At 69.7% G+C, this 26,315-nt stretch carries 23 protein-coding genes; 21 read left to right on the top strand and 2 right to left on the bottom strand.

Annotated elements, in window-relative coordinates; genetic code table 11:
• Nucleotides 1-21: 21 nt before the first annotated feature.
• Both H1R19_RS14625 and H1R19_RS14620 read right to left on the bottom strand, forming a co-directional pair.
• The gene (locus H1R19_RS14625) at nucleotides 22-1,641 is read right to left on the bottom strand and encodes a phytoene desaturase family protein (protein ID WP_219849407.1); all 1,620 of its coding nucleotides are present in this window, start codon (nucleotides 1,639-1,641) and stop codon (nucleotides 22-24) included.
• Nucleotides 1,638-2,312 (bottom strand): GNAT family N-acetyltransferase, encoded by a 675-nt coding sequence (locus tag H1R19_RS14620; protein ID WP_219849406.1) that lies wholly within the window; start codon nucleotides 2,310-2,312, stop codon nucleotides 1,638-1,640. The genes H1R19_RS14625 and H1R19_RS14620 overlap by 4 nt, the downstream gene beginning before the upstream one ends.
• Nucleotides 2,313-2,571: 259 nt before the next feature.
• On the opposite strand from H1R19_RS14620, the gene H1R19_RS14615 reads away from it, so the two are divergent.
• From H1R19_RS14615 to H1R19_RS14515, 21 genes are all read left to right on the top strand, one after another.
• Nucleotides 2,572-3,045, top strand: a complete 474-nt coding sequence (locus H1R19_RS14615) for an SAV_6107 family HEPN domain-containing protein (protein WP_188327831.1) — start codon at nucleotides 2,572-2,574, stop codon at nucleotides 3,043-3,045.
• A 164-nt stretch (nucleotides 3,046-3,209) separates the two neighbouring features.
• Nucleotides 3,210-3,608: a DUF3040 domain-containing protein gene (locus tag H1R19_RS14610; protein ID WP_219851696.1), complete on the top strand. Its 399-nt coding sequence runs from the start codon at nucleotides 3,210-3,212 to the stop codon at nucleotides 3,606-3,608.
• 554 nt (nucleotides 3,609-4,162) lie between these two features.
• Nucleotides 4,163-4,603 carry a division/cell wall cluster transcriptional repressor MraZ gene (gene mraZ / locus H1R19_RS14605; RefSeq protein WP_219849405.1) on the top strand — a complete coding sequence of 147 codons (441 nt, stop codon included), beginning with the start codon at nucleotides 4,163-4,165 and terminating at the stop codon, nucleotides 4,601-4,603.
• A gap of 197 nt (nucleotides 4,604-4,800) precedes the next feature.
• Entirely contained in the window at nucleotides 4,801-5,784 is a 984-nt protein-coding gene (rsmH, locus tag H1R19_RS14600) for a 16S rRNA (cytosine(1402)-N(4))-methyltransferase RsmH (protein ID WP_219849404.1), read from the top strand.
• A 2-nt stretch (nucleotides 5,785-5,786) separates the two neighbouring features.
• Complete coding sequence (gene ftsL / locus H1R19_RS14595; RefSeq protein ID WP_219849403.1) at nucleotides 5,787-6,662, top strand: cell division protein FtsL; 876 nt, start codon at nucleotides 5,787-5,789, stop codon at nucleotides 6,660-6,662.
• 122 nt (nucleotides 6,663-6,784) lie between these two features.
• The gene (locus tag H1R19_RS14590; RefSeq protein WP_219849402.1) at nucleotides 6,785-8,749 is read left to right on the top strand and encodes a peptidoglycan D,D-transpeptidase FtsI family protein; all 1,965 of its coding nucleotides are present in this window, start codon (nucleotides 6,785-6,787) and stop codon (nucleotides 8,747-8,749) included.
• Between the two features lie 207 nt (nucleotides 8,750-8,956).
• Nucleotides 8,957-10,621 (top strand): UDP-N-acetylmuramoyl-L-alanyl-D-glutamate--2,6-diaminopimelate ligase, encoded by a 1,665-nt coding sequence (locus tag H1R19_RS14585; RefSeq protein WP_219849401.1) that lies wholly within the window; start codon nucleotides 8,957-8,959, stop codon nucleotides 10,619-10,621.
• Entirely contained in the window at nucleotides 10,618-11,145 is a 528-nt protein-coding gene (locus H1R19_RS14580) for a UDP-N-acetylmuramoyl-tripeptide--D-alanyl-D-alanine ligase (RefSeq protein WP_219849400.1), read from the top strand. The genes H1R19_RS14585 and H1R19_RS14580 overlap by 4 nt, the downstream gene beginning before the upstream one ends.
• Before the next feature lie 126 nt (nucleotides 11,146-11,271).
• On the top strand, nucleotides 11,272-12,369 hold the full coding sequence (mraY, locus tag H1R19_RS14575; RefSeq protein WP_219849398.1) for a phospho-N-acetylmuramoyl-pentapeptide-transferase: 1,098 nt from the start codon (nucleotides 11,272-11,274) through the stop codon (nucleotides 12,367-12,369).
• Nucleotides 12,370-12,490: 121 nt separating this feature from the next.
• Nucleotides 12,491-14,053, top strand: coding sequence for a UDP-N-acetylmuramoyl-L-alanine--D-glutamate ligase (murD, locus tag H1R19_RS14570; protein ID WP_244970996.1), 1,563 nt, complete (start codon nucleotides 12,491-12,493; stop codon nucleotides 14,051-14,053).
• Between the two features lie 299 nt (nucleotides 14,054-14,352).
• Nucleotides 14,353-15,984 carry a putative lipid II flippase FtsW gene (gene ftsW, locus H1R19_RS14565; RefSeq protein WP_280527238.1) on the top strand — a complete coding sequence of 544 codons (1,632 nt, stop codon included), beginning with the start codon at nucleotides 14,353-14,355 and terminating at the stop codon, nucleotides 15,982-15,984.
• 44 nt (nucleotides 15,985-16,028) lie between these two features.
• Nucleotides 16,029-17,249 carry an undecaprenyldiphospho-muramoylpentapeptide beta-N-acetylglucosaminyltransferase gene (gene murG, locus H1R19_RS14560; RefSeq protein WP_244970717.1) on the top strand — a complete coding sequence of 407 codons (1,221 nt, stop codon included), beginning with the start codon at nucleotides 16,029-16,031 and terminating at the stop codon, nucleotides 17,247-17,249.
• Between the two features lie 45 nt (nucleotides 17,250-17,294).
• A complete protein-coding gene (gene murC / locus H1R19_RS14555) occupies nucleotides 17,295-18,884 on the top strand; it encodes a UDP-N-acetylmuramate--L-alanine ligase (protein ID WP_188327841.1) in 1,590 nt (529 codons plus the stop codon).
• Nucleotides 18,881-19,582 carry a cell division protein FtsQ/DivIB gene (locus tag H1R19_RS14550; RefSeq protein ID WP_188327842.1) on the top strand — a complete coding sequence of 234 codons (702 nt, stop codon included), beginning with the start codon at nucleotides 18,881-18,883 and terminating at the stop codon, nucleotides 19,580-19,582. The genes murC and H1R19_RS14550 overlap by 4 nt, the downstream gene beginning before the upstream one ends.
• A gap of 297 nt (nucleotides 19,583-19,879) precedes the next feature.
• A complete protein-coding gene (gene ftsZ, locus H1R19_RS14545) occupies nucleotides 19,880-21,058 on the top strand; it encodes a cell division protein FtsZ (protein ID WP_219849395.1) in 1,179 nt (392 codons plus the stop codon).
• A gap of 8 nt (nucleotides 21,059-21,066) precedes the next feature.
• Entirely contained in the window at nucleotides 21,067-21,816 is a 750-nt protein-coding gene (gene pgeF, locus H1R19_RS14540) for a peptidoglycan editing factor PgeF (protein WP_219849394.1), read from the top strand.
• Between the two features lie 25 nt (nucleotides 21,817-21,841).
• Nucleotides 21,842-22,597, top strand: a complete 756-nt coding sequence (locus tag H1R19_RS14535; RefSeq protein WP_219849393.1) for a YggS family pyridoxal phosphate-dependent enzyme — start codon at nucleotides 21,842-21,844, stop codon at nucleotides 22,595-22,597.
• Between the two features lie 113 nt (nucleotides 22,598-22,710).
• The gene (locus tag H1R19_RS14530) at nucleotides 22,711-23,406 is read left to right on the top strand and encodes a cell division protein SepF (RefSeq protein ID WP_188327846.1); all 696 of its coding nucleotides are present in this window, start codon (nucleotides 22,711-22,713) and stop codon (nucleotides 23,404-23,406) included.
• A 57-nt stretch (nucleotides 23,407-23,463) separates the two neighbouring features.
• Nucleotides 23,464-23,799: a YggT family protein gene (locus tag H1R19_RS14525; protein ID WP_188327847.1), complete on the top strand. Its 336-nt coding sequence runs from the start codon at nucleotides 23,464-23,466 to the stop codon at nucleotides 23,797-23,799.
• 354 nt (nucleotides 23,800-24,153) lie between these two features.
• The gene (wag31, locus tag H1R19_RS14520) at nucleotides 24,154-24,969 is read left to right on the top strand and encodes a DivIVA-like cell division protein Wag31 (RefSeq protein ID WP_188327848.1); all 816 of its coding nucleotides are present in this window, start codon (nucleotides 24,154-24,156) and stop codon (nucleotides 24,967-24,969) included.
• Between the two features lie 33 nt (nucleotides 24,970-25,002).
• Nucleotides 25,003-25,959, top strand: a complete 957-nt coding sequence (locus H1R19_RS14515; RefSeq protein WP_219849392.1) for a hypothetical protein — start codon at nucleotides 25,003-25,005, stop codon at nucleotides 25,957-25,959.
• The last annotated feature ends 356 nt before the right edge of the window (nucleotides 25,960-26,315 follow it).

Here is a 26,315-nt window from a genome sequence, read left to right as displayed (position 1 = left end):
AGACGGGCCAGGCCCGGAGGGTCAGCGCGACCCGCGCCGCGCGCGGCGTCGCAGCGCCAGGTGTCCCGCGATGTACCCGCTGGCGCCGGTGACGCCGCCGCCGGGGTGCGTCGACGCGCCGGCCAGCAGGAGGCCGTCGGCGCCGGGGACGTGGTGTCCGGCGAGGTCGGGGGTGGGGCGCCACATGAACATCTGGTCGATCGACATCTCGACGTGCATGATGTTGCCGCCGATGAGGCCGAGCTCGGTGGCCAGGTCGTGGGGGGTCTGTACATACCGGTGGGCGATCGACGCGGCGAAACCCGGTGCGTGTCGATCGACTTCGTCGCAGATCGCGGTGGCCGCCCGTGCGCCGGCACTCGCCCAGTCACCGTCGGCGAGGCGGTAGGGATGCCACTGCGCCCAGAGATTGATCACGTGGCGTCCCGCCGGGGCGAGGGTGGGGTCGATCGCCGAGTAGCTCATCGCCACGACGGCCGGGCGCGGCGGCAGTTCACCGACCGCGGCGGCGGAGTGTGCGGTGACGAGCTGAGCGCGGTCGGTGACGAGAAGTCCGAGAGCGGAGTGGACGCCGTGGGCGGGGAGATCGCCGGGCAGATCCCGATACTCGGGCAGAGCCGTCGTTCCCAGTCGGACCGCCATCCCGATGCCGTTGCCCACGACGATGTTCCGCCGCCACTTCTCGAGTGTGGCCTCGTCGAAGCCGCCGGCGGCCAGCAGGTCCAGCGTCGTGAGGATGTGGCAGGCGCTGATGACGGTGCCGGTGCAGCGGAGTTCGCCGGAGGCCGATCGCACCCGCCAGTGGTCGCCGCAGCGGGTGATGGAAGTGGCCGGGTCGGCGCAGGAGACGCGGGCACCGTCGTGGCCGAGCCGGCTCACGAGAGCATCGGTGAGGGCGCCGCTGCCGCCGATCGCGCGCCCCGGCGGGATGCGATGCATCAGCGCGGCGAACCCCACCATGGGCGAGGTGCCGGGTGCACTCATCGGCGGCCCGGACTGGGCGCCGAACCAGGCGAGACCCGCCTTGAGGTGTTCGGAGGTGAAGTACTCGTCGAGCAGGGAGTCCCCGGAGGCCATCAGCTCGGCGGTGAGGTTCAGCACCCGGCCGGTGCGGCGACCGAACAGTCCCGTGCGCGCGGTGGTCGCGGTGCCGCCCAGGCCGCCGAATGCGCGCCCCAGCCGTCCCATGGTCGCGGGGTGGAAGAACGCGTCCATCACCGCCGCGGCGCGCGGTGTCCAGGCTTCGACGAAACGGCGGTATGCGGCGGCATCGCCTGGGCCGCAGGCACGTTCGATCGACGCGCAGGTGGCGTCGAGGTCGGTGCGGAACACGATCGCCGGTGCGGTCGCGGTGGCCGGGATGAAGGCCCACGGGTCGCAGTCGACGTAGCGGAGGCCGTGGGAGGTCAGCTCGAGGTCGTCGATCACGGGGGAGTGCCGGATCATCAGATGCGCCGACGACCCACGATCGATGCGGTGACCGGGAAAGCGTTCCACGGTCGACACGGCGCCGCCGGGGATGTCGTCGCGCTCGAGGACCTCGACGTCGCGTCCGGCCTGTGCCAGGTAGGCCGCGGCGATCAGACCGTTGTGGCCCGCGCCGATGATCACCGCGTCACGTCGGACCCCGTGGCCGGTCATGTTCCCGTGTTGCCGGTCGGGGCGGCGGCCGGGGCCCGCAGATCCAGCGGAAGCGGCCTGCCGAGGAAGGCGAACGGGCGAGGATCGCCGGTGAAGGTGAAGTGCCGTAGTACATCGGAGAACCCCATGCGCCGGTAGAGCGACCATGCGCGGTTCTGTTCGGCCGGGGTCTCCGGTGTCGACAGCAGTACGTGCCGCTCCGGGCGGTCGGCGAGCAGTCGGGCGAGCAGCAACTGGCCGATACCTCGGCCCTGAGCGTTGGGATGCACGTGGAGCTCCGTCAATTCGAAGTAATCGCGGGCGATCACCTCGATGTGCTCGGGCGAGCGGCCGGTCTGGCGCAGCCCCAGCCGCAGCTGCTGGTTCCACCACTGGCCGGTCGCACCAGTGTATCCATAGGCGATGCCGACGAGGAGATCGTCGGGCCCCCGGCCGACCGGGGGGCCCACGCGGCGCCGGGCGGCGGGCATCGTGTGCGCCTCGTGCGGCGACACCGTGGCCACCGCGCCCACCGCGTGCCAGCCGGGACGGGCGATGTGTTCACGCCAGAGTCCGGCGCGGTGGACCTCGGTGCCGCGGGGATACCCCATCGCGGTCACGTAGATGTCCAGCGCGGGTTCGAGCCACGCCCGTGAGTCCTGACCGCTCAGGCTCACCAACCGGATCGTCACCGCCCGACCACTCCCTGCGTCACCACTACCTCATGAATCGGTTCTGTCACACACGCCTTGTAGACAAGCGGGTGGATAGCTATATTGAACGTGTCGAACGGATGTTCGATGAATGTGCCTCCGCAAGCTGTTCGCGTTCATCCACGACGACACGGTCCGGCGGCGGACGAGGGAAGCGTCTGCCGCCGGGCCGAGTCAATCCGCTGCCCAGAACGAGAAACGACCGCCGGCCCGCGGCGATGAGCACGAGGAGGACGCCATGCCCAGCCATCGCGCCGCCAATGGTCCCACCGGCCCCGCGTCGGCGGACCCGGCGATGGTCGGACGCGCGCGCGATCTGCTCGCACGCGCCCACCTCCTCCTCGACAATGCCGACGGGGTTGAGGACGACGCCGAACGCTTCCGTCAGCTCTACCTCGTCGCGCTCCGCGCGTCCGGCGCCGCGCTGGCCGTGCACGAGCCGATCGGGACGACGCGACGCAAGACGTCGAACGCCTGGACCCGGATCGGGATGGTCGCGCCCGAGCTGGCCCAGCCGGCCGCCCGCTTCGCGGCCCTGTCGCCCGTTCGCATGAAGATCGAGTCGGGCATCATCCGAACGCTCGATCCGGACAGCGTCGCCGGCATGCGCCTGCTCGTCCTCGAGTTCCTCCGCCGGGTCGAGACGATGGTGATCGCCTATGAACAAGGCAAACTCGGCGGACAAGTGCCGCAGATCGGGCGAACCGCGTGAGACCGGCCACACTTATGGGGCCCGTGGGGGCCCTGGTCGGCTGCAACGGCGAGTAATGGTGGTCGCGGTCGATTTCACCTCGTATCATGGGACGATAGGCGCAGACGCCTTACCGGTCGCGGGTGACCGTCGTCGGCGTCGCGGATCAGGGAGAAGGAGGGTCGGTGCCACTTTCGGAGCACGAGCAACGCATGCTCGAACAGATCGAGAGCGCTCTGTACGCGGAAGACCCCAAGTTTGCGTCCAGTGTCAAGCGTCGACGGCTGGGTAGGTCGAGTGCTCGTCGTCGCCTTCAGGCGGTGGCGGTATTCGTCATCGGACTCGTCATGCTCATCGGCGGCCTCATCGTCGACATCGCCATCGGCGGATTCCCCATCGTCAGCCTTCTGGGTTTCCTGGTGATGTTCGGTGCGGGCCTCTTCGCCCTCTGGGGAGACAACTCGCCAGAGACTGCGCCCTCGTCATCGCGGGGCGGGAGAAAGCAGTCCGCGTCCCCGGAGGCCAAGCGCAAGCTGTCGGAACGCATGGAAGAACGATTCAACCGGAGGTTTGAGCAGGAGTGATCCTCTGATCCCGACGACCCCTCGTCGGCGATCGGCTGACCCCCGCTTCGACTCCCACAACCGCATACGATCACAGCCGCGTGCCGCCGAGCACGCGGCTTTTTCGTGCGTATGCCCCTGTGTAGCCGCACTGTGCAGCCTCGCAACGCTGTGCCCCGCCGTGTCTGGCCTCCACTGCCGCGGGTTCCTCATTCCTCCCCACGTGCGTCGTCGGCCTCGCCTCAGCACGTTCCCCCACCCCGCTCCACCGGCGTGCCCCACTTCGCCCCACCGGGGTGCCCCACTTCGCCCCACCGGTACACAACCGCTGGTCACAAGGGCACCGCAGGCGTCAGACCGCCCCTTCTATCACTTGCAACAAGGGTTGATGACGCCGACCGACGAACCGGGGACACACGGGGAGTCGCGAATTTTTGACGTCTTGAACTGGGACTTTGTGGTCGAGGGGAGGAGATGGGGGCGCTGGGGGTGGAAAGTGGTGGAAAGTGGGGTACTGTGGCATCACTGGGTAAGGCGATCCGGAACGCAGAACTCAGTGGGCAGGAGGTGTCGACATGTCCCCGCGATTTGTCGGCACCTACACGCCCAAATTGGACGACAAGGGGCGGCTCACGCTGCCCGCGAAGTTCCGCGACGCACTGGCAGGAGGGGTAGTGGTCACCAAAGGCCAAGACCACAGCTTGTCGGTGTATCGGACCGAAGAGTTCGATGCGATCGCGGCGAGGATCGTCGAGGCGTCACGCAACGACCCCGATCTGCGTGCGTTTCAGCGAACGTTCTTCGCCGGTTCGGAAGAACAGCGGCCGGACGGTCAGGGCAGGATCAGCTTGTCCGGCGACCACCGGGTCTATGCGGGACTGTCCAAGGAGTGCGTGGTGTTCGGCAGCTTCGATCACCTCGAGATCTGGGATTCGGCCGCGTGGGACGAGTACCAGACCCAGCACGAGGAGAACTTCTCGGCAGCCAACTCGGCCGCGTTGAACGCGGTGCTGTAGCCGAGAGACAAGGCAGAGTCGGCACTCGCGTTTTCGGGTGGCACGAGGCCTCGGCCCGGTCCGACCCTGGCGTACTTCCCCAACGCCAGGTGCGGAATCGGGTCGGGACCCCGCTCCATCCGAAGCCCGCCGCTCGCGCAGATGCGCAGATCCTCACCAACCGCCGAAACCGCCGACACGCCGATGGGGGGCTCTCCGTGGACGACACACGTGACGACTCTCGCCGCACCGGCGAATACGGGCACATCCCGGTCATGGGTGCACGAATCGTCGAATTGCTCACTCCCGCACTGGATGCTGACGAGCCGCGGGTCTTCCTCGACGCCACCCTCGGCGCCGGTGGACACAGTCAGCTGATTCTGGAGACCTTCCCGCTCGTGCGTGTGATCGGCATCGATCGCGACGCGTCGGCACTCGACATCGCCCGGCGGCGCCTCCAGCCGTACGCCGATCGGATCTCTCTGCATCAGGCGACATTCCACGAGATCGACGACGTCCTCGCAGCTGCGGGTGAGGAGACGATCGATGCGGCACTGTTCGACCTCGGTGTGTCGTCGATGCAACTCGACCAGGCCGGCCGCGGGTTCGCCTATGCGCTCGACGCGCCGCTGGACATGCGGATGAACGCCGACGACCCGCTCACCGCCGCCGACGTGCTCAACACCTATTCCCACGGCGAACTCGCTCGCGTCCTCTCCGAATACGGTGAAGAACGCTTCGCCGGCCGGATCGCCTCCGCGGTCCTGCGTGAACGCGAGAAGGAACCGTTCACCACCAGCGCGCGACTCGTCGAACTGCTCTACGACTCCATTCCCGCAGCCACCCGGCGGACCGGAGGGCACCCGGCCAAGCGCACCTTCCAGGCATTGCGCATCGAGGTCAATCACGAGCTCGACGTCCTGCGTGAGGCGCTGCCGGCAGCGCTGTCCGCGCTGGCCGTCGGGGGGCGGATCGCGGTGATGAGCTATCAGTCACTCGAGGACCGAATCGTCAAGCACGAGTTCGCCGCCCGGACCACCTCCACGTCCCCACGCGGTTTGCCGGTCGAATTGCCCGGCACCGCGCCGAAGTTCCGTCTCGTCACCCGGGGCGCCGAGCGCGCCGACGAGGACGAGCTCGCCGTCAATCCGCGATCCGCACCGGTGCGCGTCCGGGCGATCGAACGAGTCGAGAAGGGCTGAGCATGACCATCCTGCACGAGGCCCCGACGCGCGCCGACTCCGAGCGGGACTCCCGACGGTCGCGCCGTACCCGCATCGAATCCGAGCGGGCCACCCGATCGCGGGCAGCCCAGCGAGCACTGGACCGGCGCTCCAAGCGCACCGCCGCCGGTCATGTGACAACGCCTCGCCGCACCGGTGGGGGACTCTCGATGACCGGCGTCTCGCTGCGAGAGCGCCTGCAGCACACGCCCTTTGTGGTCCCGGTCATCGCCCTGCTGGTCCTCGGTCTGGGCCTGAGTCTGTGGTTGTCGACCAAGGCCGCGCAGGATTCCTACAAGCTGGGTATCGAGCGAGCGGCGAATCAGTCACTCGTCGACCAGCGCGATGCGTTGAAGCGCACCTACGAATCCGGCAACTCCGCACCCGAATTGTCGTATGAGGCAACACGTCTCGGGATGATCCCGGCCGACAATCCGGCTCGCATGATCGTCGAGCATCCCAAGCGCCCGAAGATCGTGGGCAAACCGGCCCCGGCCTCGGGACGACCGATGGCCGACCTCAACCCGGATCTCAAGCCGGATCCGGCCGACACCATCGATCCGAGCCAGGTGGACGACTCGATCGGTCTCGGCGGCGGAGGCACCGACAGCGGTGGCTCGGGCAACCCCCAGCCTTCGACACCCCAGCCTTCGACACCCCGGTCCTCGACACCCCAGCCGACGAGCCCGCAACCCAAACCCTCGCAACAGGTGCCGGCGCCCGCCGGGGCGAACCCGATGCCGGCGCCCGCCGGGGCGAACCCGATGCCGGCGCCTGCCGGGGCGAACCCGTCACCGTCGGCGAGACCGACGCCGTCCACGCCGATCCCGGCGCCGAATGTGGTGCCCGCCCCGTGAGTTCGCCGGCGGCGCGGCCGGCACACCGCGCTCTGCCGTGTGCCGCTCGTCTCGCGGCGATCTGCAACCCGCCGGGTCCAAATCCGGTGCCACAACGTTGAAGCGGTGAAGAATTGACGACCATGACACGTGCGACCTTCGAGCGTCACGGCCCTCGGCCGTCTCGCCCGGGACGCCGACCCGGCAACGCACCGGGAGCGAGGTCGGGTGGCTCGGGCCGGGGTGGATCCGGGCGGCGTGGGTCGGGTGACGGGGGATCGGGCAAAGGTCCCTGGCGGCACCTCGGCGGTCCTCAGAGTTTCGGTTTCCGCACTCGGATGGCGGGCATCCTGGTCTTGCTGGTGGTGCTCGCGGTGGCGGTCAAGATGATCGTCGTGCACACCGTCGAGGCCGGCGCGATCTCGGCGGAGGCGGCACAGCAGCGCGAGTACACGCAGGTCCTCACCGCCAAGCGCGGGGCCATCCTCGATCGCAACGGGCGCCCGTTGGCCTACACCGACGAGGCACGCTCACTCACGTTCCTGCCCAAGGCCGTTCGTAAGTCGATCGATGAAGAACATCGCAAGAACCCGTCACTGCCGGATGTCGAGACGAGACTGAGGGAGATCGCCAAGGGCGTATCGGTCGCTCTCGGCGGGTCGATTTCCGAAGAGGACCTGCTGGCGAAGGTGACCGGCGAGGAGACGTTCGTCTACCTCGCGCGTTCGGTGAGCCCGGACGTCGCCTCGCGGATCACCGAGGAGTTCCCCGAGGTCGGCGCCGATCCCCAGAGCATCCGCCTGTATCCGGGCGGGTCGCTCGCGGCCAACGTGGTCGGCGACGTGAACTACGACGGCAACGGACTCATCGGACTCGAGGCATCGCTCGACTCGATCCTGTCCGGGACCGACGGATCACGGACCTACGATCGTGGCTCCGACGGCGCGATAATCCCCGGCAGCATGCGCAACGTGCACCCCGCGCTGAACGGGGCCACGGTGCGCCTGACGCTCGACTCCGACACCCAGTGGTTCGTGCAGAGCCAGGTCATGAAGGCCAAGCAGGCGTCCGGTGCCAAGGGGGCGTCGGCGGTGGTGCTCGACGCGCAGACCGGTGAGGTGCTCGCCATGGCCAACGACGGCACGTTCAACGCCTCGGAGCCGCTCGCCGATCAGCCCCACGCCGAGTTGGGCAACCCCTCGGTCACCTCGCCGTTCGAGCCGGGTTCGGTCAACAAGCTCGTCGCGGCCTCGGCGGCCATCGAATACGGCCTCACCAAACCCGACACGGTGCATCAGGTCCCCGGCGACATCCGGATGTCGGGGGTGACCGTGCGCGATGCGTGGCCGCATGGTGTCGAGCCGTACACCACCACCGGCATCTTCGGTAAGTCGTCCAACGTCGGCACGCTGATGCTGGCCAAACGCATCGGCGAGGAACGGTTCGCCGAGATGGTCAAGCGTTTCGGACTCGGACAGCGGACCGGCGTCGGACTCCCCGCGGAGAGCGCAGGCGAGGTGCCCGCGCTGAGCCAGTGGTCGGGTGGTTCGTTCGCCAACCTGCCGATCGGGCAGGGGCTGTCGATGACCCTGCTCCAGATGACCGCGATGTACCAGGCCATCGCCAACGACGGTCTGCGAATCCCGCCGCGCATCCTCGTCTCCGAGGAACGCGACGGCGCCGGAACCGAGGACCGCGCCCGCCCGGACCCCGTACGCGTCGTCAGTCCGGCGACTGCGCGAACCGTGCGCGACATGTTCCGCTCGGTGGTGCAGGACGATCCGATGGGCGTGCAGATGGGCACCGGCACCAAGGCCGCTGTCGACGGATACCAGATCTCGGGCAAGACCGGCACCGCCCAGCAGGTCGACCCGTCCTGTGGCTGCTACTCGAACTCGAACTACAACATCACCTTCGCGGGGATCGCGCCCGCGGACGATCCGCGCTACGTCATCGGGATCATGCTGGACAATCCGCGCCGCAGCTCCGATGGTTCCGGCGGCCAGTCGGCCGGCCCGCTGTTCTCGACCATCGCGTCGTGGATGTTGCAGCGGTCGCAGGTGCCCCTCTCGCCGCCGGCGCCCCGAATGACGCTCGTCGCCCGCTGAGGACACCACACTCCGCGCTGTCCGGGCATATCGCCCACGGACACCGCCCGGCGTACACGCGTCCGCGGGGGCCCATCCGCGGGTCGGTATCGTAAGTGCAATTCTGCGCCGGGCCGGCCCGCCGGGATCCCGACCTGTAACCGCCCATCCCACTGACACCACAGCCTGAACCAGGCCCGACCACACACGAGGAGGCGAGGAGCACCCATGGCGTCTCGTCGACGATCATCTGGCCGTGCCGGCGGACCCATTCGGCCACGCGAGGTCACACCGACACCCGTCGCCGTGCTGTCCACGGCGACCGGTGCCCGACTCGATCTCGTCGGCGGCGCCGACCGGGAGACGAGCGTGACCGGGGTGACCCTGCGCGCCCAGGAGGTGGCGCCGGGCGACCTGTTCGCCGCATTGCCCGGTGCGGCCACACACGGTGCGCGGTTCGCCGATCAGGCCGTGGCCGCGGGTGCGACAGTCATCCTCACCGACCCGGCCGGCCGGGCCGAACTCGCCCGCGTGCTCCCGCCGGAGACGGCCGTCGCGGTCCTCGTCCACCCCGCACCGCGCACCATCCTCGGCAACGTGAGCGCCCGGGTGTACGGCAACCCGTCGCAGCGACTCAAGCTGATCGGGATCACCGGGACATCGGGCAAGACCACCACGTCCTACCTCGTCGAGGCCGCACTGCTGGCCGCGGGCCATTCGGTGGGTCTGATCGGGACGGTGGAGACGCGCGTGAACGGGGTCGCCCAGCCGAGCACGCTGACGACACCGGAGGCTCCCACCCTCCAGGCACTGCTCGCGGCGATGCTCGAGGACGGCGTGGACGTCGTCGTCATGGAGGTGTCGAGCCACGCACTCGCGCTCGGACGGGTCGACGGCGCACACTTCGCCATCGGCGCGTTCACCAACCTCTCGCAGGATCATCTCGACTTCCATTCGACGATGCGCGCCTACTTCGACGCCAAAGCGCAGCTGTTCGTCCCCTCGTCTCCGACCCACGCGGTCCGCGCCGTCGTCTGCGTCGACGACGAATGGGGCAGACGTATGGCCGAACTCGCGCGCCGCCCCGGTGAGGCGGCCCACCTGCAGCCGATCACGGTCTCGACCGGGCCGACGCCCGCGCACTGGCACGCCGGTGAGTCCCACCTCGCCGCGGATGGCACCTCCAAGACACCGTTCACCGAACCCGACGGCGACCACGAACTCCTCATCCCGCTGCCCGGCCGCTACAACGTGGCCAACGGGTTGCTCGCGGTGGCCGTCGCCCACGCGGCCGGGGTGTCGATCTCCACGGCCCTCGACGCCGTCGCATCGGTGAGTGTGCCGGGCCGGCTGCAGCGCATCGACCTGGGACAACCCTTCCTCGCGCTGGTGGACTACGCCCACAAACCCGGTGCCGTGCAGGCAGTCCTGGCGACGCTGCGGGAACAGACGACGGGCCGGGTGGCCGTCGTCCTCGGTGCAGGCGGAGATCGCGACACCAGCAAGCGTCCGCTCATGGGCGACGCCGCCGCGCGCGGCGCCGAACTCGTCATCGTCACCGACGACAACCCGCGCACCGAAGATCCCGCCGCGATCCGTTCAGAAGTGCTCGCCGGAGCGCGCTCGGTCGCGGACTCCGACCGGCCCGCGGGCGCCGAACCGGTGCGCGAGGTCGGCGACCGTGCCGCGGCGATCATCGAGGCCATCGGCTGGGCCCGGCCGGGCGACATCGTCCTGGTCGCGGGCAAAGGACACGAAGCAGGGCAGGAGATCGACGGCGTGAAGCATCCGTTCGACGACCGGGAGGTCGTCGCCGAAGCGCTGGCATCGGTGACCGGACCCCCGGCGCCTGACGCCCCGGCCCCGGGCGCGACGACCGAGGGTGATCGATGACCGCACCCCACGTCACGGTGATCCGCGGGGAGACACCGGTGACGGTCGACGACGCACGCCTCCTGGTACGACGCCTCGTAGAATTTGCGGGCTCCGCCCGCGGTGTAGAACCTGCGGGCTCCCGCGGCACGGGACGGCCCCGTACCTGGGCGATCATCGCCGAACTCGCCTCACCCGAGGGCGTCCCGGAGAACCAGCGCGTCGTCGAACACGATCTGCTGGGTCGTCTGGCGGTCCGGCTGGCAGTCGACAAGACTCTCTGCGTGGGGGATTCGCGTTCGGTGCACGCGCTGCACCAGGGGGCGGTCATGGAAGGGTCCTGGGGCGACGAGGCGCGCATCGTCGCCACCGTTTCCGACGCGGCCGAACTCGTCGACGTCGATCCGGACTGGCGGCCGGCCGCCGGTGACGTCATCCTCGTCGCCGCCGCGGGCGCCGACCTCGACTCGGTCGTCGACGCCTGGGGTGCGCGCTGCGGATGGCAGCCCGTCGACGCCTCGACGCCGGGAGGGGACCCGACGTGACCCGGCCGAGGCGGCAGAAGGCGCAGGACACACACCTGGTGCAGGACACCGGCCGGGTTCGGAAGAGACAAGCGTGAGTGGGGACAGAAGCGTGAGCGGGGACAGAGTGAACACGAGGGCAGCACGGTGACACAGATCCTCTTGGCGGGTGCGATCGCGATCGCGGTGTCGATCCTGCTGACCCCCGTCCTGGTCAAGGTGTTCTCCCGGCAGGGATTCGGCCAGGAGATCCGGGTCGAGGGCCCGAAGAGTCACCAGACCAAGCGCGGCACACCGTCGATGGGCGGGGTGGCGATCCTCGCGGCGCTCTGGGCGGGCTACTTCGGCTCGCACCTCATCGGGGTGTTCACCGACGGGGGTAACGGACCCACCGCGTCGGGCCTGCTGGTCCTGGGCCTGGCGACCGCGCTGGGCATGGTCGGCTTCCTCGACGACATGATCAAGATCCGCAAACACCGGAACCTGGGGCTGAACAAGACCGCCAAGTCGATCGGGCAGTTCATCGCCGCGATCCTGTTCGGCATCCTGGTCCTGCAGTTCCGCAACGACTACGGCTACACCCCGGCCAGCACCAACCTGTCCTACGTCCGCGACATCGACGCCATCTCGCTCGGCGCCGTCGTCTTCGTGGTGTTCTGCTGGCTCGTCGTCGCCGCCTGGTCCAACGCGGTGAACTTCACCGACGGACTCGACGGTCTGGCGGCCGGTTCGATGGCCATGGTCCTGGGCTCCTACGTCCTGGTCACCTTCTTCCAGTTCGTCAACGCCTGCGCGGGCGGTGCCAAACCGCCCAGCGACATCCCCACCGGTTGCTACCAGGTCCGCGACCCGCTCGACCTCGCCCTCATCGCGGTGGCCGGCGGCGGCGCCTGCCTCGGCTTCCTGTGGTGGAACGCCGCACCGGCCAAGATCTTCATGGGCGACACCGGGTCGCTGGCGCTCGGCGGCATGCTCGCCGGCCTGTCGATCACCACCCGAACCGAACTCCTCGCCGTCGTCATCGGCGCGCTGTTCGTCGCCGAGATCATGTCGGTGGTGATCCAGATCGCCTTCTTCCGGACCACCGGACGACGAGTGTTCCGGATGGCCCCGTTCCATCACCACTTCGAACTCGGGGGCTGGGCCGAGACGACGGTGATCATCAGGTTCTGGCTGCTCACCGCCATCGCCTGCGCACTCGGCCTGTCGCTGTTCTACGGCGAGTTCCTGACCGCCAATGGTTGAGCCGGATCCCTCCTCAGCTGATCTGTCCTCGCCGGTAGCCCCCGTGACCGGGCCCGAGGGTGCGGCCGCACTCGGGTTGGCCGGACGCACGGTCGTCGTCGGCGGCGCGGGGACCGCCGGGATGTCCGCCACCCGCTACCTGGTCACCCTGGGCGTCCACGTCCTGCTCGCCGACGACCGCTTCGCCACCCGTGCGGCCGACCCCGACGCCAGGCGGTCGGCGATCGACGCGGTCACCGGAGTGGCCGAACTGACGTCGCAGGGCGTCGAACCCGTCGCGACGGCCGACCTCCTCGCCGACCCCGCATGGACCGCCCACACCGCGGTCGTGGTCGTGTCACCGGGCTTCGCGCCCACCAACGCGCTCGTCACGGCCGCCGCCGACGCCGGCATCCCCGTCTGGGGCGAGGTCGAGCTGGCCTGGCGGGTCGACGCGGCAGGCCTGCTCGGTGAGCCGCGCACCTGGCTGGTGGTCACCGGCACCAACGGCAAGACGACGACCACCTCGATGCTGGCCGGGATCATCGACGCCTCGGGACGTGCGGGCGCGGCCTGCGGCAACATCGGGCTGCCCGTTCTCGACGCGATGCGCGCCACCCCACGCGTCGACGTCCTGTGTGCCGAACTGTCGTCGTTCCAGCTGCACTGGGCGCCGTCGATCCGGCCCGACGCCGGCGTCGTGCTCAACGTCGCCGACGACCACCTGGACTGGCACGGCACCTTCGAGGCCTACGCAGCGGCCAAGGCCGGCGCCCTGCGCGGTGCGATCTCGGTCGTCGGACTCGACGACGCGGTCGCCTCCGGGCTCCCGGCGTCGGGACGTCGTGTCGGATTCACCCTCGGCCCGCCCGGGCCGGGCCAGCTCGGCGTCGTCGACGGGCAGCTGGTGGACCGCGCCTTCGGCGCCGGGCCGCTGTACGCCGCCGACGAGGTCAGCCCGGCCGGTCCGTCCGGCGTGTCCGACGCGCTCGCAGCCGCCGCGCTCGCGTTGGCCATCGGCGTCGACGGGAACGCCGTGCGCGCCGGGCTCAGTGCGTTCCGCCCGGCGCGACATCGGGGAGAGGTGGTGGCCACCCGCGAGGGAATCGCCTTCGTCGACGACTCCAAGGCCACCAATCCGCACGCCGCGCAGGCCGCGATCTCGGCGTTCGGCCGGGTGGTGCTCATCGCGGGAGGCCTGCTCAAGGGCGCCTCGCTCGACGACATGCTCGTGGCGGTGGGCGACCGGCTCGCCGGCGTGGTCGCCATCGGCCGAGATCGATCGCTGGTTGTCGAGGCGATCGCGCGACACGCCCCAGAAGTCCCAACAGTCACAGTATTCACAGGGGACGATGGCACGGTGAACGCGCATCGCCCGGGACTGCCCGCTCCCGACTCCCCGCTCGCAAGCCCTGACCGGCTCCCCGACACCTACCGCACCTCCGACACCTCGGAGTCGCCGACCGCCGTCCCGGACAAGCAGGCCGGCGTCGCGGAAACGGAACGGGCGACTGCCGTCGCGGTCATGGACCGGGCCGTCGAGGAGGCCTGGGCGCTCGCCACGACCTCAGACCCGACGCCCGACGCGGTACTCCTCGCGCCCGCCGCGGCGTCGCTGGACATGTTCGCCGGATACGGCAGGCGAGGCGACGCCTTCGCCGACGCCGCGCACCGGATCGCCGGTTCGACCACCGCCGGACGTTGAGCCGCGTGGGCAGCGACAGCGCGGCCGGCGAGACCGCGGTGCAGGACGGCACCGCAGTGCAGGACGACACCGCGGCGCAGGACGAGGCCGCGGCGCAGGACGAGGCCGCCGGGGCGGTCCCCGACGCCGACCGGGCACGGTCCCGCGGTGAACGTGGCACCGGGGCCCGGTCCGGATCGAAGAACGCCGGGTCGAAGAACACCGGGTCGAAGCAGGCGGGATCGGGTACAGCGGGGAAGGGCAGGGCAGCCACGGGCGGCCGGTCTGCGAGCGCCACGGCGACCGCATCGATCCCGGCCATGGTCATCGACGCGGTCCGGGGACTGCTCGCCCGACCCCTGGCGTCCTACCAGCTGATCCTCACGATGTCGTTCCTGCTCACCGCGTTCGGCCTGGTGATGGTGCTGTCGGCGTCGTCGGTGGAGGGATATTCCAAGGAGGGGTCGGCCTACGGTCTCTTCGCGACGCAGGTGATCTTCGCGCTGCTCGGCCTGGTGGTCTTCTATCTGATGCTGCGCGTGCCGGTGCGGCTGCTGAGGCGGTTCGCCGCACCGTCGATGGTCGTCGCGGTGATCCTGCTGGCACTGGTCCTGATCCCCGGCGTCGGCACGCTCAGCCAGGGTGCGCGCCGCTGGTTCGTCATCTACGGACTGTCGGTGCAGCCGTCGGAGCTGGTGAAGGTGGCGTTGTGTATCTGGGGTGCGCATCTGCTGGCGTCGCGACGCCGTGACCACGCCTCCCTGCGCGAACTACTGGTCCCGCTCGTCCCGGTCGCGATGCTGGTGTGCCTGCTCATCATCCTCGAACCGAACCTGTCGACCACGATCACGATCGCGATCATCGTCGGCGCGGTGCTGTGGTTCGCGGGGCTGCCGATCAAGGTCTTCCTGGCCTTCGCGGTGTCGGGTATCGTCCTCGCGGTCATCCTCGCGCTCGCGGAGGGCTACCGCTCACAGCGCGTGATGAGCTTCCTCGGCAACGTCGACGACCCGCAGGGAGCGGGTTATCAGGCGCGGCAGGCAACCTTCGCGCTGGCCAACGGCGGGGTGTTCGGTGTGGGACTCGGGCAGTCGAGCGCCAAATGGAACTACCTGCCCAACGCCCACAACGACTTCATCTTCGCGATCATCGGCGAGGAACTCGGCCTGCTCGGCGGGCTGATGGTGGTGTTCCTGTTCGTCATCCTGGCCTACATCGGCTTCAGGATCGCGCACCGGTCCAGCGACCCGTTCCTGCGCCTCATGTCCGCCACCATCACCGTCCTCATCACCGCGCAGGCCTTCATCAATATCGGCTATGTGATCGGCCTGCTGCCCGTTACCGGTATCCAGCTGCCGCTGATCTCCGCGGGCGGCACATCGACGCTGACCGTCCTGGCGATGCTGGGCCTGCTGGCCAACGCCGCCAGACACGAACCGGAGGCCGTCGCCGCGCTCACGGCCGGCTCACCGACCCGGGTCGCGCGGTGGCTGCGCCTCCCGACGCCGGTCGGCTACCGGCAGTCACGTGCGGAGTCGTTGCGCGACCGTCTCCACCAGAAGCGCTCATCGGGTGTTCGCGGCGCGGGCCGTGCTGTCGGCCGGCCGGGGCCGGGCGGCCGCCGGCCCGCCACCGGACGACGCCAGCCGAGTGGGCCGGCACCGTCGGCCGCCGCCGGTCGCAGCCGAGGACGTTTCTCGATGCCGTGGAAGCGCGCGAAGCGCGGTCCCGAACCGGTTCGTGACGAACGACGCACCACCGACCGCGGTCGTGCCCGACCTGCGCCGTCGGCGCGTTCCGGCGTCGACTACCGTGGCGGGTATCCAGGGCAGGCCGGTGCCCGGCGTTCGGCGTCGCCGGGATGGCGGGCGGGCACACATCAACCGCGGAACGCGCCGCGTACCGACCCCGCGCGCGGGCGGCCGGCGCCGCGCCGTTCGGGACGCCGGTGAGGCGACAGACGTGGACACGGGTTGGAAATGGAGTGACGACACCGGTGAGTTCGGCTGCAGCACAATCTGATACGACCGGGCGCCCGAACGGGCGCCCGTTGTCGGTGGTCGTGGCCGGGGGCGGTACGGCCGGGCACATCGAACCCGCGCTCGCCGTGGCCGACGCCGTCAGCCGCATCGACCCGACCGCCCGCATCACCGCGCTCGGCACCACACGCGGACTCGAGGTCACCCTCGTCCCCGAACGTGGCTACGACCTCCGCCTGATTCCTCCGGTCCCGCTCCCACGCAAACCAGGAGCCGACCTGGCCAAGACACCGGGCCGGCTGATCGGCTCGGTGCTCGCGACCCGCAAGGTGCTCGACGAGGTCGGCGCCGACGTGGTGATCGGGTTCGGCGGTTACGTCTCCGTGCCCGCGTACCTGGCCTCCCAGATGCATCTGCGCGGACGCAGGCGGGTGCCCATCGTGATCCACGAGGCCAATGCCTCCGCCGGTATCGCCAACAAGGTCGGTGCCCGTTTCGCCAATCGCGTGCTGGCCGCCGTCGAGGGTTCCGGACTCGACGCGACGGTCGTGGGCATCCCCGTCCGCGGCGTGCTCGCCGAACTCGACCGCCCGGCGCTGCGGGCCAAGGCGCGACACTACTTCGGCCTCGACGACGACGCCCCGACCCTGCTCGTCTTCGGGGGATCGCAAGGCGCCCAACGGCTCAACGATGCCGTCTCGGGTGCGGCGGAGGCATTGGGCAAGGCCGGGATCGGTGTCCTGCATGCGTACGGACCCAAGAACTCGATCGACCCCGCCGTCGTCGACGGTGCTCCGCCCTACCGTGCCGTCGGCTACCTCAAGCGGATGGACCTGGCCTACGCGGCCGCCGATCTGGTGATGTGCCGCTCGGGTGCGATGACCGTCGCCGAGGTGTCGGCGACGGGACTGCCCGCGATCTACGTGCCGTTACCGCACGGCAACGGTGAGCAGCGCCTCAACGCACTGCCCGTCGTCGAGGCCGGCGGGGGACTGCTCGTCGACGATGCGACTGTCAGCGCCGAGTGGGTGGCACGTGAGGTCCCCGCGCTCCTGGGAGACGCGGAGCGGTTGAACCAGATGTCCGCGGCCGCCGCGGGAACCGGTCACCGTGACGCGGCCGCGGCCGTGGCGACCGCGGCCCTCGACCTCGCGCGGGACTTCCGGGCCGGGCGTCGGCGCCGTCGGGGGCGCAAGGCGCAGCATGCGGCGACCGCGGCCCCGGATCAGGAACAATGAGCATGGACATGTCCGGAATTCGACATCGTTGCGGGAGGTGACGGCATGAGTGAGGACACCGCATCCCAACCAGTCGTCGACGGGCTGCCCCCGGAACTGCGCCGCGTCCACATGGTCGGCATCGGCGGTGCCGGGATGTCGGGCCTCGCTCGGATCCTGCTGGCCCGCGGTGGCCAGGTGTCGGGTTCGGACGCCAAGAACAGTCGCGCCATCCTCGAACTCCGCACGCGGGGCGCGCGGGTCCAGGTCGGTCACGACCCGTCGGCGCTCGACCAGATCCCCGGCGGACCGTCGGTGGTCGTGACCACCCACGCCGCGATCCCGAAGACCAACCCCGAACTCGTCGCCGCCCGCTCGCGAGGGATTCCGGTGCTGCTGCGCCCGCGGGTCCTCGCGCAGCTGATGGTCGGCCAGCGCAGTCTGCTCATCGCCGGCACGCACGGCAAGACCTCGACGACGTCGATGGCCGTCGTCGCCCTGCAACACGCAGGCTCCGATCCGTCGTTCGCGATCGGCGGGGAACTGAACGAGTCGGGAACCAACGCCCATCACGGCGGTGATCCGCTCTTCGTCGCCGAGGCCGACGAGAGCGACGGCTCGCTGCTCGAATACACCCCCGATGTGGTCGTGGTGACCAACATCGACGCCGACCATCTCGATTTCTTCGGGTCCATCGAGGCCTACGTCGAGGTCTTCGACAGGTTCACCGCCCGCATCACCGCCGGCGGGTCACTGATCGTGTGCCTCGACGACCCCGGCTCGGCAGCCCTGGCCGGGCGCGTCGCCGGTCCGCTCGCCGAGCGCGGGGTCACCGTCCTCGGCTACGGCCGGGGGACACACGCCGGCCTCGCACCGACCGTGCCCAATGTCGCGACACTGTCGTCCTGGGAGCCACGCGGAGCCGGGGGAGTCGCCGCCGTCCGTTTCGACGCGCCCATCCGTCCCGGCCCCGCCGATCGTCAACTCGTCCTGCCGTTGCCGGGAGAACACATGGCGCTCAACGCCATCGCCGCGGTGATCGGCGCCGTCCGGGTCAGCGGGCCCACCGAACCGAGCGCCGCCGAGTTCGACGGTGTCCTCGCAGGCATCGGCGCGTTCGGGGGAGTGCACCGGCGCTTCGAGTTCCGCGGGCATCGAGGCGGGGTGGAGGTCATCGACGACTACGCCCATCACCCGACCGAGGTGCGCGCGGTCCTGTCCGCGGCCCAGGAGATGATGTCGGCACGTGGCCCCCGGCGCGGTCGCGTCATCGCCGTGTTCCAGCCCCACCTGTATTCGCGCACCGCGGAGTTCGCCGACGAGTTCGCCGCGGCCCTCGACCTCGCCGACGCCGTCGTCGTCGCCGATGTCTACGGCGCCAGGGAGGCGCCGATCCCCGGGGTGAGCGGACGGACCATCGCCGACAAGCTGACCGTGCCGTCGCTGTTCGCCCCGGACCTGTCCCGCCTGGCAGGCCAGGTCGCCGGACTCGCCCGGTCCGGCGACATCGTGCTGACCCTCGGCGCGGGTGACATCACGATGCAGGGACCCGAGATCCTCGAGGCGCTCGCCGACGGACGGTCGACCGACGAACCCGACGGCCGGGACGCCGCGGCGTCCGGTGAGCCGGGTGACGTGACGGGGCGGGTGTCGTGATCCGGTGGCCGGCACGGCGCCGGTCCCGGCTGGTCCTCGGCACCGTGATGGTCGTCGCCGCCGGTGTGGGTCTGGTCCTCATCGCCTATCTGACGCCGCTGATGTCGGTGCGCAGCACCGATGTTCGCGACAACGGGGCGGTCGCGGCCGACGAGATCCGGCGGGTCGCCGGCGTGGCCTCGGGTACGCCGCTGCTCCAGGTGGACACCCGCGCGGTGGCGCAGCGGGTGGCGGGCATCCCGTCGATCGAGTCGGCTCGGGTCCAGCGGTCCTATCCGTCCTCGCTCACCATCACCGTCGTCGAGCGGGTGCCGGTGGTGATCGTCAACAGCGGCGACAAGGTCCACGTCCTCGACCGTTCCGGCGTCGCATTCCTCGACTACGACCGCGCCCAGGGCGTCCCGCCGGAGGTGCTCGAGCTGCCCGTGCTCGACACCCCCAATCCCGGTCCGGCCGACCCCACCACCAAGGAGACCATCACCGCGGTCGCGGGTCTGCCCGAATCGCTGGCGCGACAGGTCATCCGGGTGACGGCGACCTCGCCGGTCGACATCGAGTTCACCCTGTCGGGAAAGCGCACGGTGGTCTGGGGCGACAGTGACCACGGCGCGGAGAAGGCCCGGACGTTGACGCACCTGCTCACCCGCAAGGCCACGATGTACAACGTCTCGAGCCCCGAGTTCCCCGCCTACCGCTGACGCGGCCTACCGGTGCCGGGGCCTACCGCTGACGCGGCCCACCGGTGACGAGCGGACCGTATCGGAACCCCGATCGGCGTCCAGAACCCTTGAAAAGCTGAGAAATCCACCCGAATTCGAGGCGACTTGCCGACACGCCGAGGGCGGATCTGGATACCTGGGCCCTCGATGCCTAGCGTCATGTCCACAACCAACTACTTGACATAACTCTAAATCTATGGTTCAGGTTTAGGGTTTTGGCACCCGACACATCGGAACGACCATCACCAGATCGACCCACACAAGGAAGGCGAGCGCATGACGCCACCGCACAACTACCTGGCCGTCATCAAGGTCGTCGGCATCGGCGGTGGCGGCGTGAATGCCGTCAACCGGATGATCGAGCAGGGACTCAAGGGAGTCGAGTTCATCGCGATCAACACCGACGCGCAGGCGTTGCTGATGAGCGACGCCGACGTCAAGCTCGACGTCGGCCGTGACTCGACTCGTGGTCTCGGTGCGGGCGCCGATCCAGAGGTCGGCCGCCGGGCCGCCGAGGATGCCCGCGACGAGATCGAGGAACTCCTCAAGGGCGCCGACATGGTGTTCGTGACCGCCGGTGAGGGTGGTGGCACCGGTACCGGTGGCGCTCCCGTCGTCGCGCAGATCGCGCGCAAGCTCGGCGCACTGACCGTCGGGGTCGTGACCCGGCCCTTCTCCTTCGAGGGCAGACGCCGCGGCGGACAGGCCGAGGCGGGCATCTCCGCGCTGCGCGAGTCCTGCGACACCCTGATCGTCATCCCCAACGACCGGCTCCTGCAGCTCGGCGACGCCCAGGTGACCCTCATGGACGCGTTCCGCAGCGCCGACGAGGTGCTCCTCAACGGTGTTCAGGGCATCACCGACCTGATCACCACCCCCGGTCTGATCAATGTCGACTTCGCCGACGTCAAGGGCGTCATGAGCGACGCGGGCAGCGCCCTGATGGGCATCGGTTCGGCCCGCGGCGAGGAGCGCGCCCGCAAGGCCGCCGAGTCCGCGATCAACTCGCCGCTGCTCGAGGCGTCGATGGAAGGCGCACGAGGTGTGCTGATCTCGATCGCCGGTGGCAGTGACCTCGGTCTGTTCGAGATCCACAACGCGGCCACGCAGGTCCAGGAGGCCGCGCACGAGGACGCCAACATCATCTTCGGCACGGTGATCGACGACAACCTCGGCGACGAGGTCCGGGTCACGGTCATCGCGGCCGGATTCGACGGTGGCACACCCAAGAAGCGTTCCGAGCAGCCCGCCGCGGCGGCGGGCGGTCGTGCCGCTGTCGGACAGGGCCGGGCCGGTGCGGTCTCGTCGCCGTCGAAGAACGATCCGCTCTTCGGTGACATGCCCAAGGGTGCAGGCGATCCGTTCGAGGGCGAGCGGGAGCCGGAGCCCCCCCGCCGCAACTCGGTTCGTCTCGATGACGACGACGTGGACGTGCCGTCGTTCATGAAGCGCTGAGCCCGCACATGCGGGTGCGTCGTGTGATCACCACCCGTGCCGGCGGGGTCTCCGTGCCGCCGTATGACTCGTTCAATCTCGGCGACCATGTCGGCGACGACCCGGACGCGGTGGCCGCGAACAGAATTCGGCTGGCCGAGCAGATCGGCCTCGATGCGGGCGCGGTGGTGTGGATGGAACAGATCCACGGCCGTACGGTCACCGTCGTCGACGGCCCGGTCACCGAGCTGGTGCAGGCCACCGACGCCCTGGTGACGACCACGCCGGGGCTCGCGCTGGCCGTGCTGTCCGCCGACTGTGTGCCGGTCCTCCTGAGCGACGACGAGGCCGGGGTCATCGCCGGTGTCCACGCCGGCCGAGTGGGTGCGCGCATCGGTATCGTGCCCGCGACGCTGCGCGTGATGGTGGAACTCGGGGCGCGGATCGAGTCGATCGGCGCCTTCCTGGGGCCGGCCGCGAGCGGCGACCGCTACGAGGTGCCGCTGGCGATGCAGGCCGACGTCGAGAAGCATCTGCCGGGCAGTGCCGTCCGCACCAAGAAGGGCACCGCAGGCCTGGATCTGCGCGCCGGTCTGCGGCGTCAGCTGCTCGACGCGGGCGTTGCAGGCGTCGCGGTGGACCCGCGCTGCACGATCTCGGATCTGAGTCTCTTCAGCCACCGCCGGGGCGCGCCCACGGGACGCCTGGCGTCGGTCATCTGGATGGAACCCATCGACGACGATGCGGATCGGGCCGACGACCCTCCGCACGGGAAGTGACCTCCGCACGGTGAAGGATGGGGGCATGACCGAGTTCTCTGGTGACCCACGCACCGCCGAACTGGCCGAACGGCTCGAGGCGGTGCGTCGTCGGCTCGACGCGGCGGTCGCGGCCGCGAACCGGCCCGCGGGGTCGTGTGAGCTGCTGGTGGTGACCAAGTTCTTTCCCGCCGACGACGTGTGCCGGTTACTGGGGTTGGGGGAGCGGGCGTTCGGGGAGTCGCGCGAGCCCGAGGCGGGCCGCAAGGTCGCCGAGGTGCGCGCGGAATGGACCCCGGCCGATCCCGCCGACGCCCCGGTCTTCGACATGATCGGCAGCGTGCAGTCCAAGAAGGCCGGTTCGGTCGCCCGCTGGGCGCGGGCCGTGCACTCGGTGGACCGCCCCAAGGTCGTCGACGCCCTCGGCCGCGCCGCTGCATCAGCGCTCGACGAGGGCCACCGCACCGACCCGCTGGGGGTGCTGCTGCAGGTGAGCCTCGACGGCGACCCGCTACGGGGCGGCGTCGTGGAGGAGGACCTCCTCGCTCTCGCCGAGCGGGTGTCGGCAGCCGACGCACTGCGTCTTCGCGGACTGATGGTGATCGCACCGCTGGAAGGCGAGCGGGAGCACTGGATGGCCGAGGCCGCCCGTATCCACCGCGCGTTCGTCGAACGGTTCGCCGACGCCGTCGAACTGTCCGCGGGCATGTCCGGCGACATGGAGGTCGCCGTCGCGGCCGGGTCGACATGCGTGCGTGTCGGAACCGCGATCATGGGAGATCGGCCGCTAGTCTCGCAGTAGTCACATGGGTAACACCAGAACCAAGTGACCCAACAAACGCAAATAGCTCAGTGACATCAGATGCACCATCCGGCACGGCTGCACACCGGCGTCGCACGACAGAGAGGCCGCTCATGACCACGATGCAGAAGTTCAAGGCTTACTTCGGCATGGTGCCGCCCAGCGAGTACGAGGACGACTACCTCGAGGAGTCGGTCCCGCCGCTGCGTGCGCAGTCGCGTGAGCGGGCCTACCGCGACGACTACTACGGCGACGCCTCCTACGATCCCGGCTACGAGCCCTCGTTCCGCGACACCGGGTACCGCGACGAGATGGCCTACGACGACCGTCATTTCGACGGTGGATACGAACTGGCCCCCGAGTACGCCTACGCGGGTCCCCGTCCGTCGCAGGAGGCGCCGATGCGCGCCGCCGCACGTCTCGAGCCGCTGCAGCGTGCGTCCTCGGCGGGCCTGCGGGCAGCGTCCGCGCCCCGCCCGATGGGTGCCGACCCCCGCGTCGAACTCGAGCGCGTCTTCGCCGACAGCCCGCTGCAGAAGATCACCACACTGCGCCCGTCGGATTACGGCGAGGCGCGCACGATCGGTGAGCGCTTCCGTGACGGCAACCCGGTCATCATGGACCTCGTCGACATGAGCAACGACGACGCCAAGCGTCTCGTCGACTTCGCCGCGGGGCTCGCCTTCGCGCTGCGCGGTTCCTTCGACAAGGTCGCCACCAAGGTGTTCCTGCTGTCGCCCGCCGACGTCGACGTGTCGCCGGAGGATCGTCGCAAGATCGCCGAGACCGGCTTCTACAACCACGCCTGACACGCGGTGGGATACCTCGGTTCGCCCTCGGCTGCGATGTTCAGGCACTCTTGACTCGTGGCTGCGATTCTGTTGGGCGTCTTGTATTACGTCTTGTTGATTTTCTGGTTGCTTCTCCTCGGGCGGCTCGTCGTCGAACTGGTGCGGACCTTCGCCCGTGAGTGGCGGCCCACCGGGGTCGCGGTGGTCGTGATCGAGACCGTGTTCACGGTGACCGATCCGCCGATCAAGTTGCTGCGGCGCATCCTCCCGCCGATCCCGCTCGGCCCGGTCCGGCTCGATCTGTCCCTGATGATCGTGATGCTCGTCGTCATCATCGGCATGAACGTGGTCGGCGGACTCCGCGCCGATGCGCTGGCCGATTCGGTGGCCGTCGCCCGGCTGGCCCTCTGATCCCGACTCCTCGACACCCGGCCCCGGGTATCCGGCGGCCCCCGGCCTCGCGACCACGTCTGTGGGTCGCGAGGCCTTCTGCGTGTGCGGGTACCTTGCGGTACCGCGATGGTCTACCGTTGGATGTCATCTTCGGATGACCGTTCCATTGCAACAGCGCATCGGCGAGATGCGACCAACGGTTCGCGTGTGACAGGATTGGACGCCAGTTACAATTTTTGACTGGTATGAATAGTTAGTGACAACCTGGATCGGTCGAACGACTCACCGTCGGGAGATGCGGGTTGGACGGCCCGCCAACTGAACACCCGCCAACTGAACACAAAGCTCACCACAGACACGAGGGGAACCGACATGCGGCTGACTCCAGCTGATGTGCACAACGTCGCGTTCAGCAAACCGCCTATCGGTAAGCGCGGTTACAACGAGGATGAGGTCGATCAGTTCCTCGACTTCGTCGAGGCTGAGCTCGCGCGTTTGATCGAAGAAAACTCCGACCTCAAGCAGCGCGTCGAGGAGCTCGAATCCGAGCTCGCCGACGCCCGCTCCGGCGCAGGCTCTGCCGCGCCCGACGAGCGCACCCAGATGTTCGCCAAGCCCGCAGCCCAGGAGCACGTCGCACCCACTCCTGCGCCCGCCCCGCAGGCCGGCAACGACGATTCGAACGTTCGTGCCGCACGCGTCCTCGCGCTCGCACAGGACACCGCCGACCGCCTCACCGGCAGCGCCCGCGCCGACGCCGACGCGATGCTGTCCGACGCGCAGCACCGTGCCGACAGCCTCGTCTCGGATGCCCAGACCAAGTCCGACGCCATGCTCGCCGACGCCCGTCAGCGTTCGGAAGCCATCCTGGCCGACGCGCAGACCCGGTCGGAAGCCCAGCTCCGCCAGGCGCAGGAGCGTGCGGATGCGCTCCAGAGCGATGCCGAGCGCAAGCACAGCGAGATCATGGGCACGATCAACCAGCAGCGCGGTGTCCTCGAAGGCCGGATCGAACAGCTCAAGACGTTCGAACGTGAGTACCGCACCCGCCTGAAGACCTACCTGGAATCTCAGCTCGAAGAGCTCCAGCAGCGTGGTAGCGCGGCACCTGTCGAAGGCGGCCGGCCCGACCAGTCGTTCTCGACCGATCCGGGCAGTGGCGGGTTCAGCAGCTACTCGCCGAGCTGACCCGGGCAGATCCTTGCACACTAGGCTGGTGATGTGCTGACCTTGGCCCTGGCCGCGACCCTCATCGGGTTCGTGCTGCTCATCCTCGGTCTGATCACCGGGACCGTCTGGCTGGCCGTCGCCTGTATCGTCATCTGTCTGATCGGCCTCGCCTTTCTCCTGGTGGACGTGTTCTCCGGACGTCGCAACGACGCGGGCCGATCGCTCGAGGACATGGTCCCCGGCGCCGGGCGGGACGACGAGTCCGGTGCCGAGCCCGACGACCACGCCGCCGACTCCGTCCGCGGTGACCGGTCGCAGCAGGAGGCCGACGAGACCCGTCGGCACTCCGTGGCGGGTGAACCGGCCGTCGAACCCCGGCGGGATGGGTCACGCGACGCCGAGGCGACCTACGAGCCCCCGTCGTTCGAGCCCGGGATGGCCGCGCCGACCGGTTCGGACACCCCGAGTCGTCCCGCGCCCGAGCGGCGCGAGGGCAACCTCGAGGACTATCTGCGCTCCGTCGGCGCCGACGACGTGCCGCGCCCTTCCACGCCAGGGCCCCGCGCACCCTATGGTGCGCCTGGCCCCCAACCGCCCGGCGCACAGCAATTCGGGGCCCAGCAGTTCGGAACCCAGCAGTTCGGTACGCAGCCGCAAGATCCCCGACAATCAGGCGCCCGGCATGGCGGTCCGCAACCGCCGCGACCGGTGCAGCCACGCCCGCAGCAGTGGTCCCCCCCGCAGTCCGGGCCGCAGCAGTCCGGGCCGCAGCAGTCCGCACCGCAACTGCCGTCCCCCCAGCAATCGGGCCAGGACTGGGGACAACCGCCGCTCACCGAACGGCCGCGGAACTCCCGGCCCGGCGATCCGCCGTCGGCGCCTCGCGACCCGGAGGGCACACCCGCCGACACCGACGCTGCCGGCCGACCGGAGAACCCCTCGTCCGGCAGGCGTCGCGCGGCGAAGTTCGATCCTCTCGACCCGAACTGGCATCCGCCGGCCGACTGACCGACTGACCGACCTGCGATCGGGGGCACTCCGGGACAACCCGTTGGCTTGTCCGGGAGTGCGCTCGCTACACTGGTCCTCGCGTAGATCCGGCCATCACCGGGGAGCACCCGGAAGAACAGAGCACCCGCCACGTCCGCTCCTCTCAGAGCCGACACCCGCCGGTGCTCTCAGTAGAACCGGGCGGGCGCGGCCCGTCACAGCCGCAGGATCGAACGGCGCAGGCCGTCGCGATTCGATGAGTGGCGTCGGATTCTTCCGGCGCAAGCGGGGTGGTACCGCGCAGACCTCCGGTGTGCGTCCCCGTGCCGAGGAGAGACATCACCAGGCACGAGGAGACGAGCCGTGAGCGACGC

The organism is Gordonia jinghuaiqii, assembly GCF_014041935.1.
Taxonomy (GTDB): domain Bacteria; phylum Actinomycetota; class Actinomycetes; order Mycobacteriales; family Mycobacteriaceae; genus Gordonia; species Gordonia jinghuaiqii.
This window is presented reverse-complemented; position numbering and strand designations above follow the sequence as displayed.

What these genes read in the sequence shown, in the direction of transcription:
- H1R19_RS14625 (WP_219849407.1), bottom strand. Translation starts at nt 1,641, where the DNA reads ATGACCGGCCACGGGGTCCGACGTGACGCGGTGATCATCGGCGCGGGC.
- H1R19_RS14615 (WP_188327831.1), top strand. Translation starts at nt 2,572, where the DNA reads ATGCCCAGCCATCGCGCCGCCAATGGTCCCACCGGCCCCGCGTCGGCG.
- mraZ (WP_219849405.1), top strand. Translation starts at nt 4,163, where the DNA reads ATGTCCCCGCGATTTGTCGGCACCTACACGCCCAAATTGGACGACAAG.
- ftsL (WP_219849403.1), top strand. Translation starts at nt 5,787, where the DNA reads ATGACCATCCTGCACGAGGCCCCGACGCGCGCCGACTCCGAGCGGGAC.
- H1R19_RS14590 (WP_219849402.1), top strand. Translation starts at nt 6,785, where the DNA reads ATGACACGTGCGACCTTCGAGCGTCACGGCCCTCGGCCGTCTCGCCCG.
- H1R19_RS14585 (WP_219849401.1), top strand. Translation starts at nt 8,957, where the DNA reads ATGGCGTCTCGTCGACGATCATCTGGCCGTGCCGGCGGACCCATTCGG.
- H1R19_RS14580 (WP_219849400.1), top strand. Translation starts at nt 10,618, where the DNA reads ATGACCGCACCCCACGTCACGGTGATCCGCGGGGAGACACCGGTGACG.
- murD (WP_244970996.1), top strand. Translation starts at nt 12,491, where the DNA reads ATGTCCGCCACCCGCTACCTGGTCACCCTGGGCGTCCACGTCCTGCTC.
- ftsW (WP_280527238.1), top strand. Translation starts at nt 14,353, where the DNA reads ATGGTCATCGACGCGGTCCGGGGACTGCTCGCCCGACCCCTGGCGTCC.
- murC (WP_188327841.1), top strand. Translation starts at nt 17,295, where the DNA reads ATGAGTGAGGACACCGCATCCCAACCAGTCGTCGACGGGCTGCCCCCG.
- ftsZ (WP_219849395.1), top strand. Translation starts at nt 19,880, where the DNA reads ATGACGCCACCGCACAACTACCTGGCCGTCATCAAGGTCGTCGGCATC.
- pgeF (WP_219849394.1), top strand. Translation starts at nt 21,067, where the DNA reads ATGCGGGTGCGTCGTGTGATCACCACCCGTGCCGGCGGGGTCTCCGTG.
- H1R19_RS14535 (WP_219849393.1), top strand. Translation starts at nt 21,842, where the DNA reads ATGACCGAGTTCTCTGGTGACCCACGCACCGCCGAACTGGCCGAACGG.
- H1R19_RS14530 (WP_188327846.1), top strand. Translation starts at nt 22,711, where the DNA reads ATGACCACGATGCAGAAGTTCAAGGCTTACTTCGGCATGGTGCCGCCC.
- wag31 (WP_188327848.1), top strand. Translation starts at nt 24,154, where the DNA reads ATGCGGCTGACTCCAGCTGATGTGCACAACGTCGCGTTCAGCAAACCG.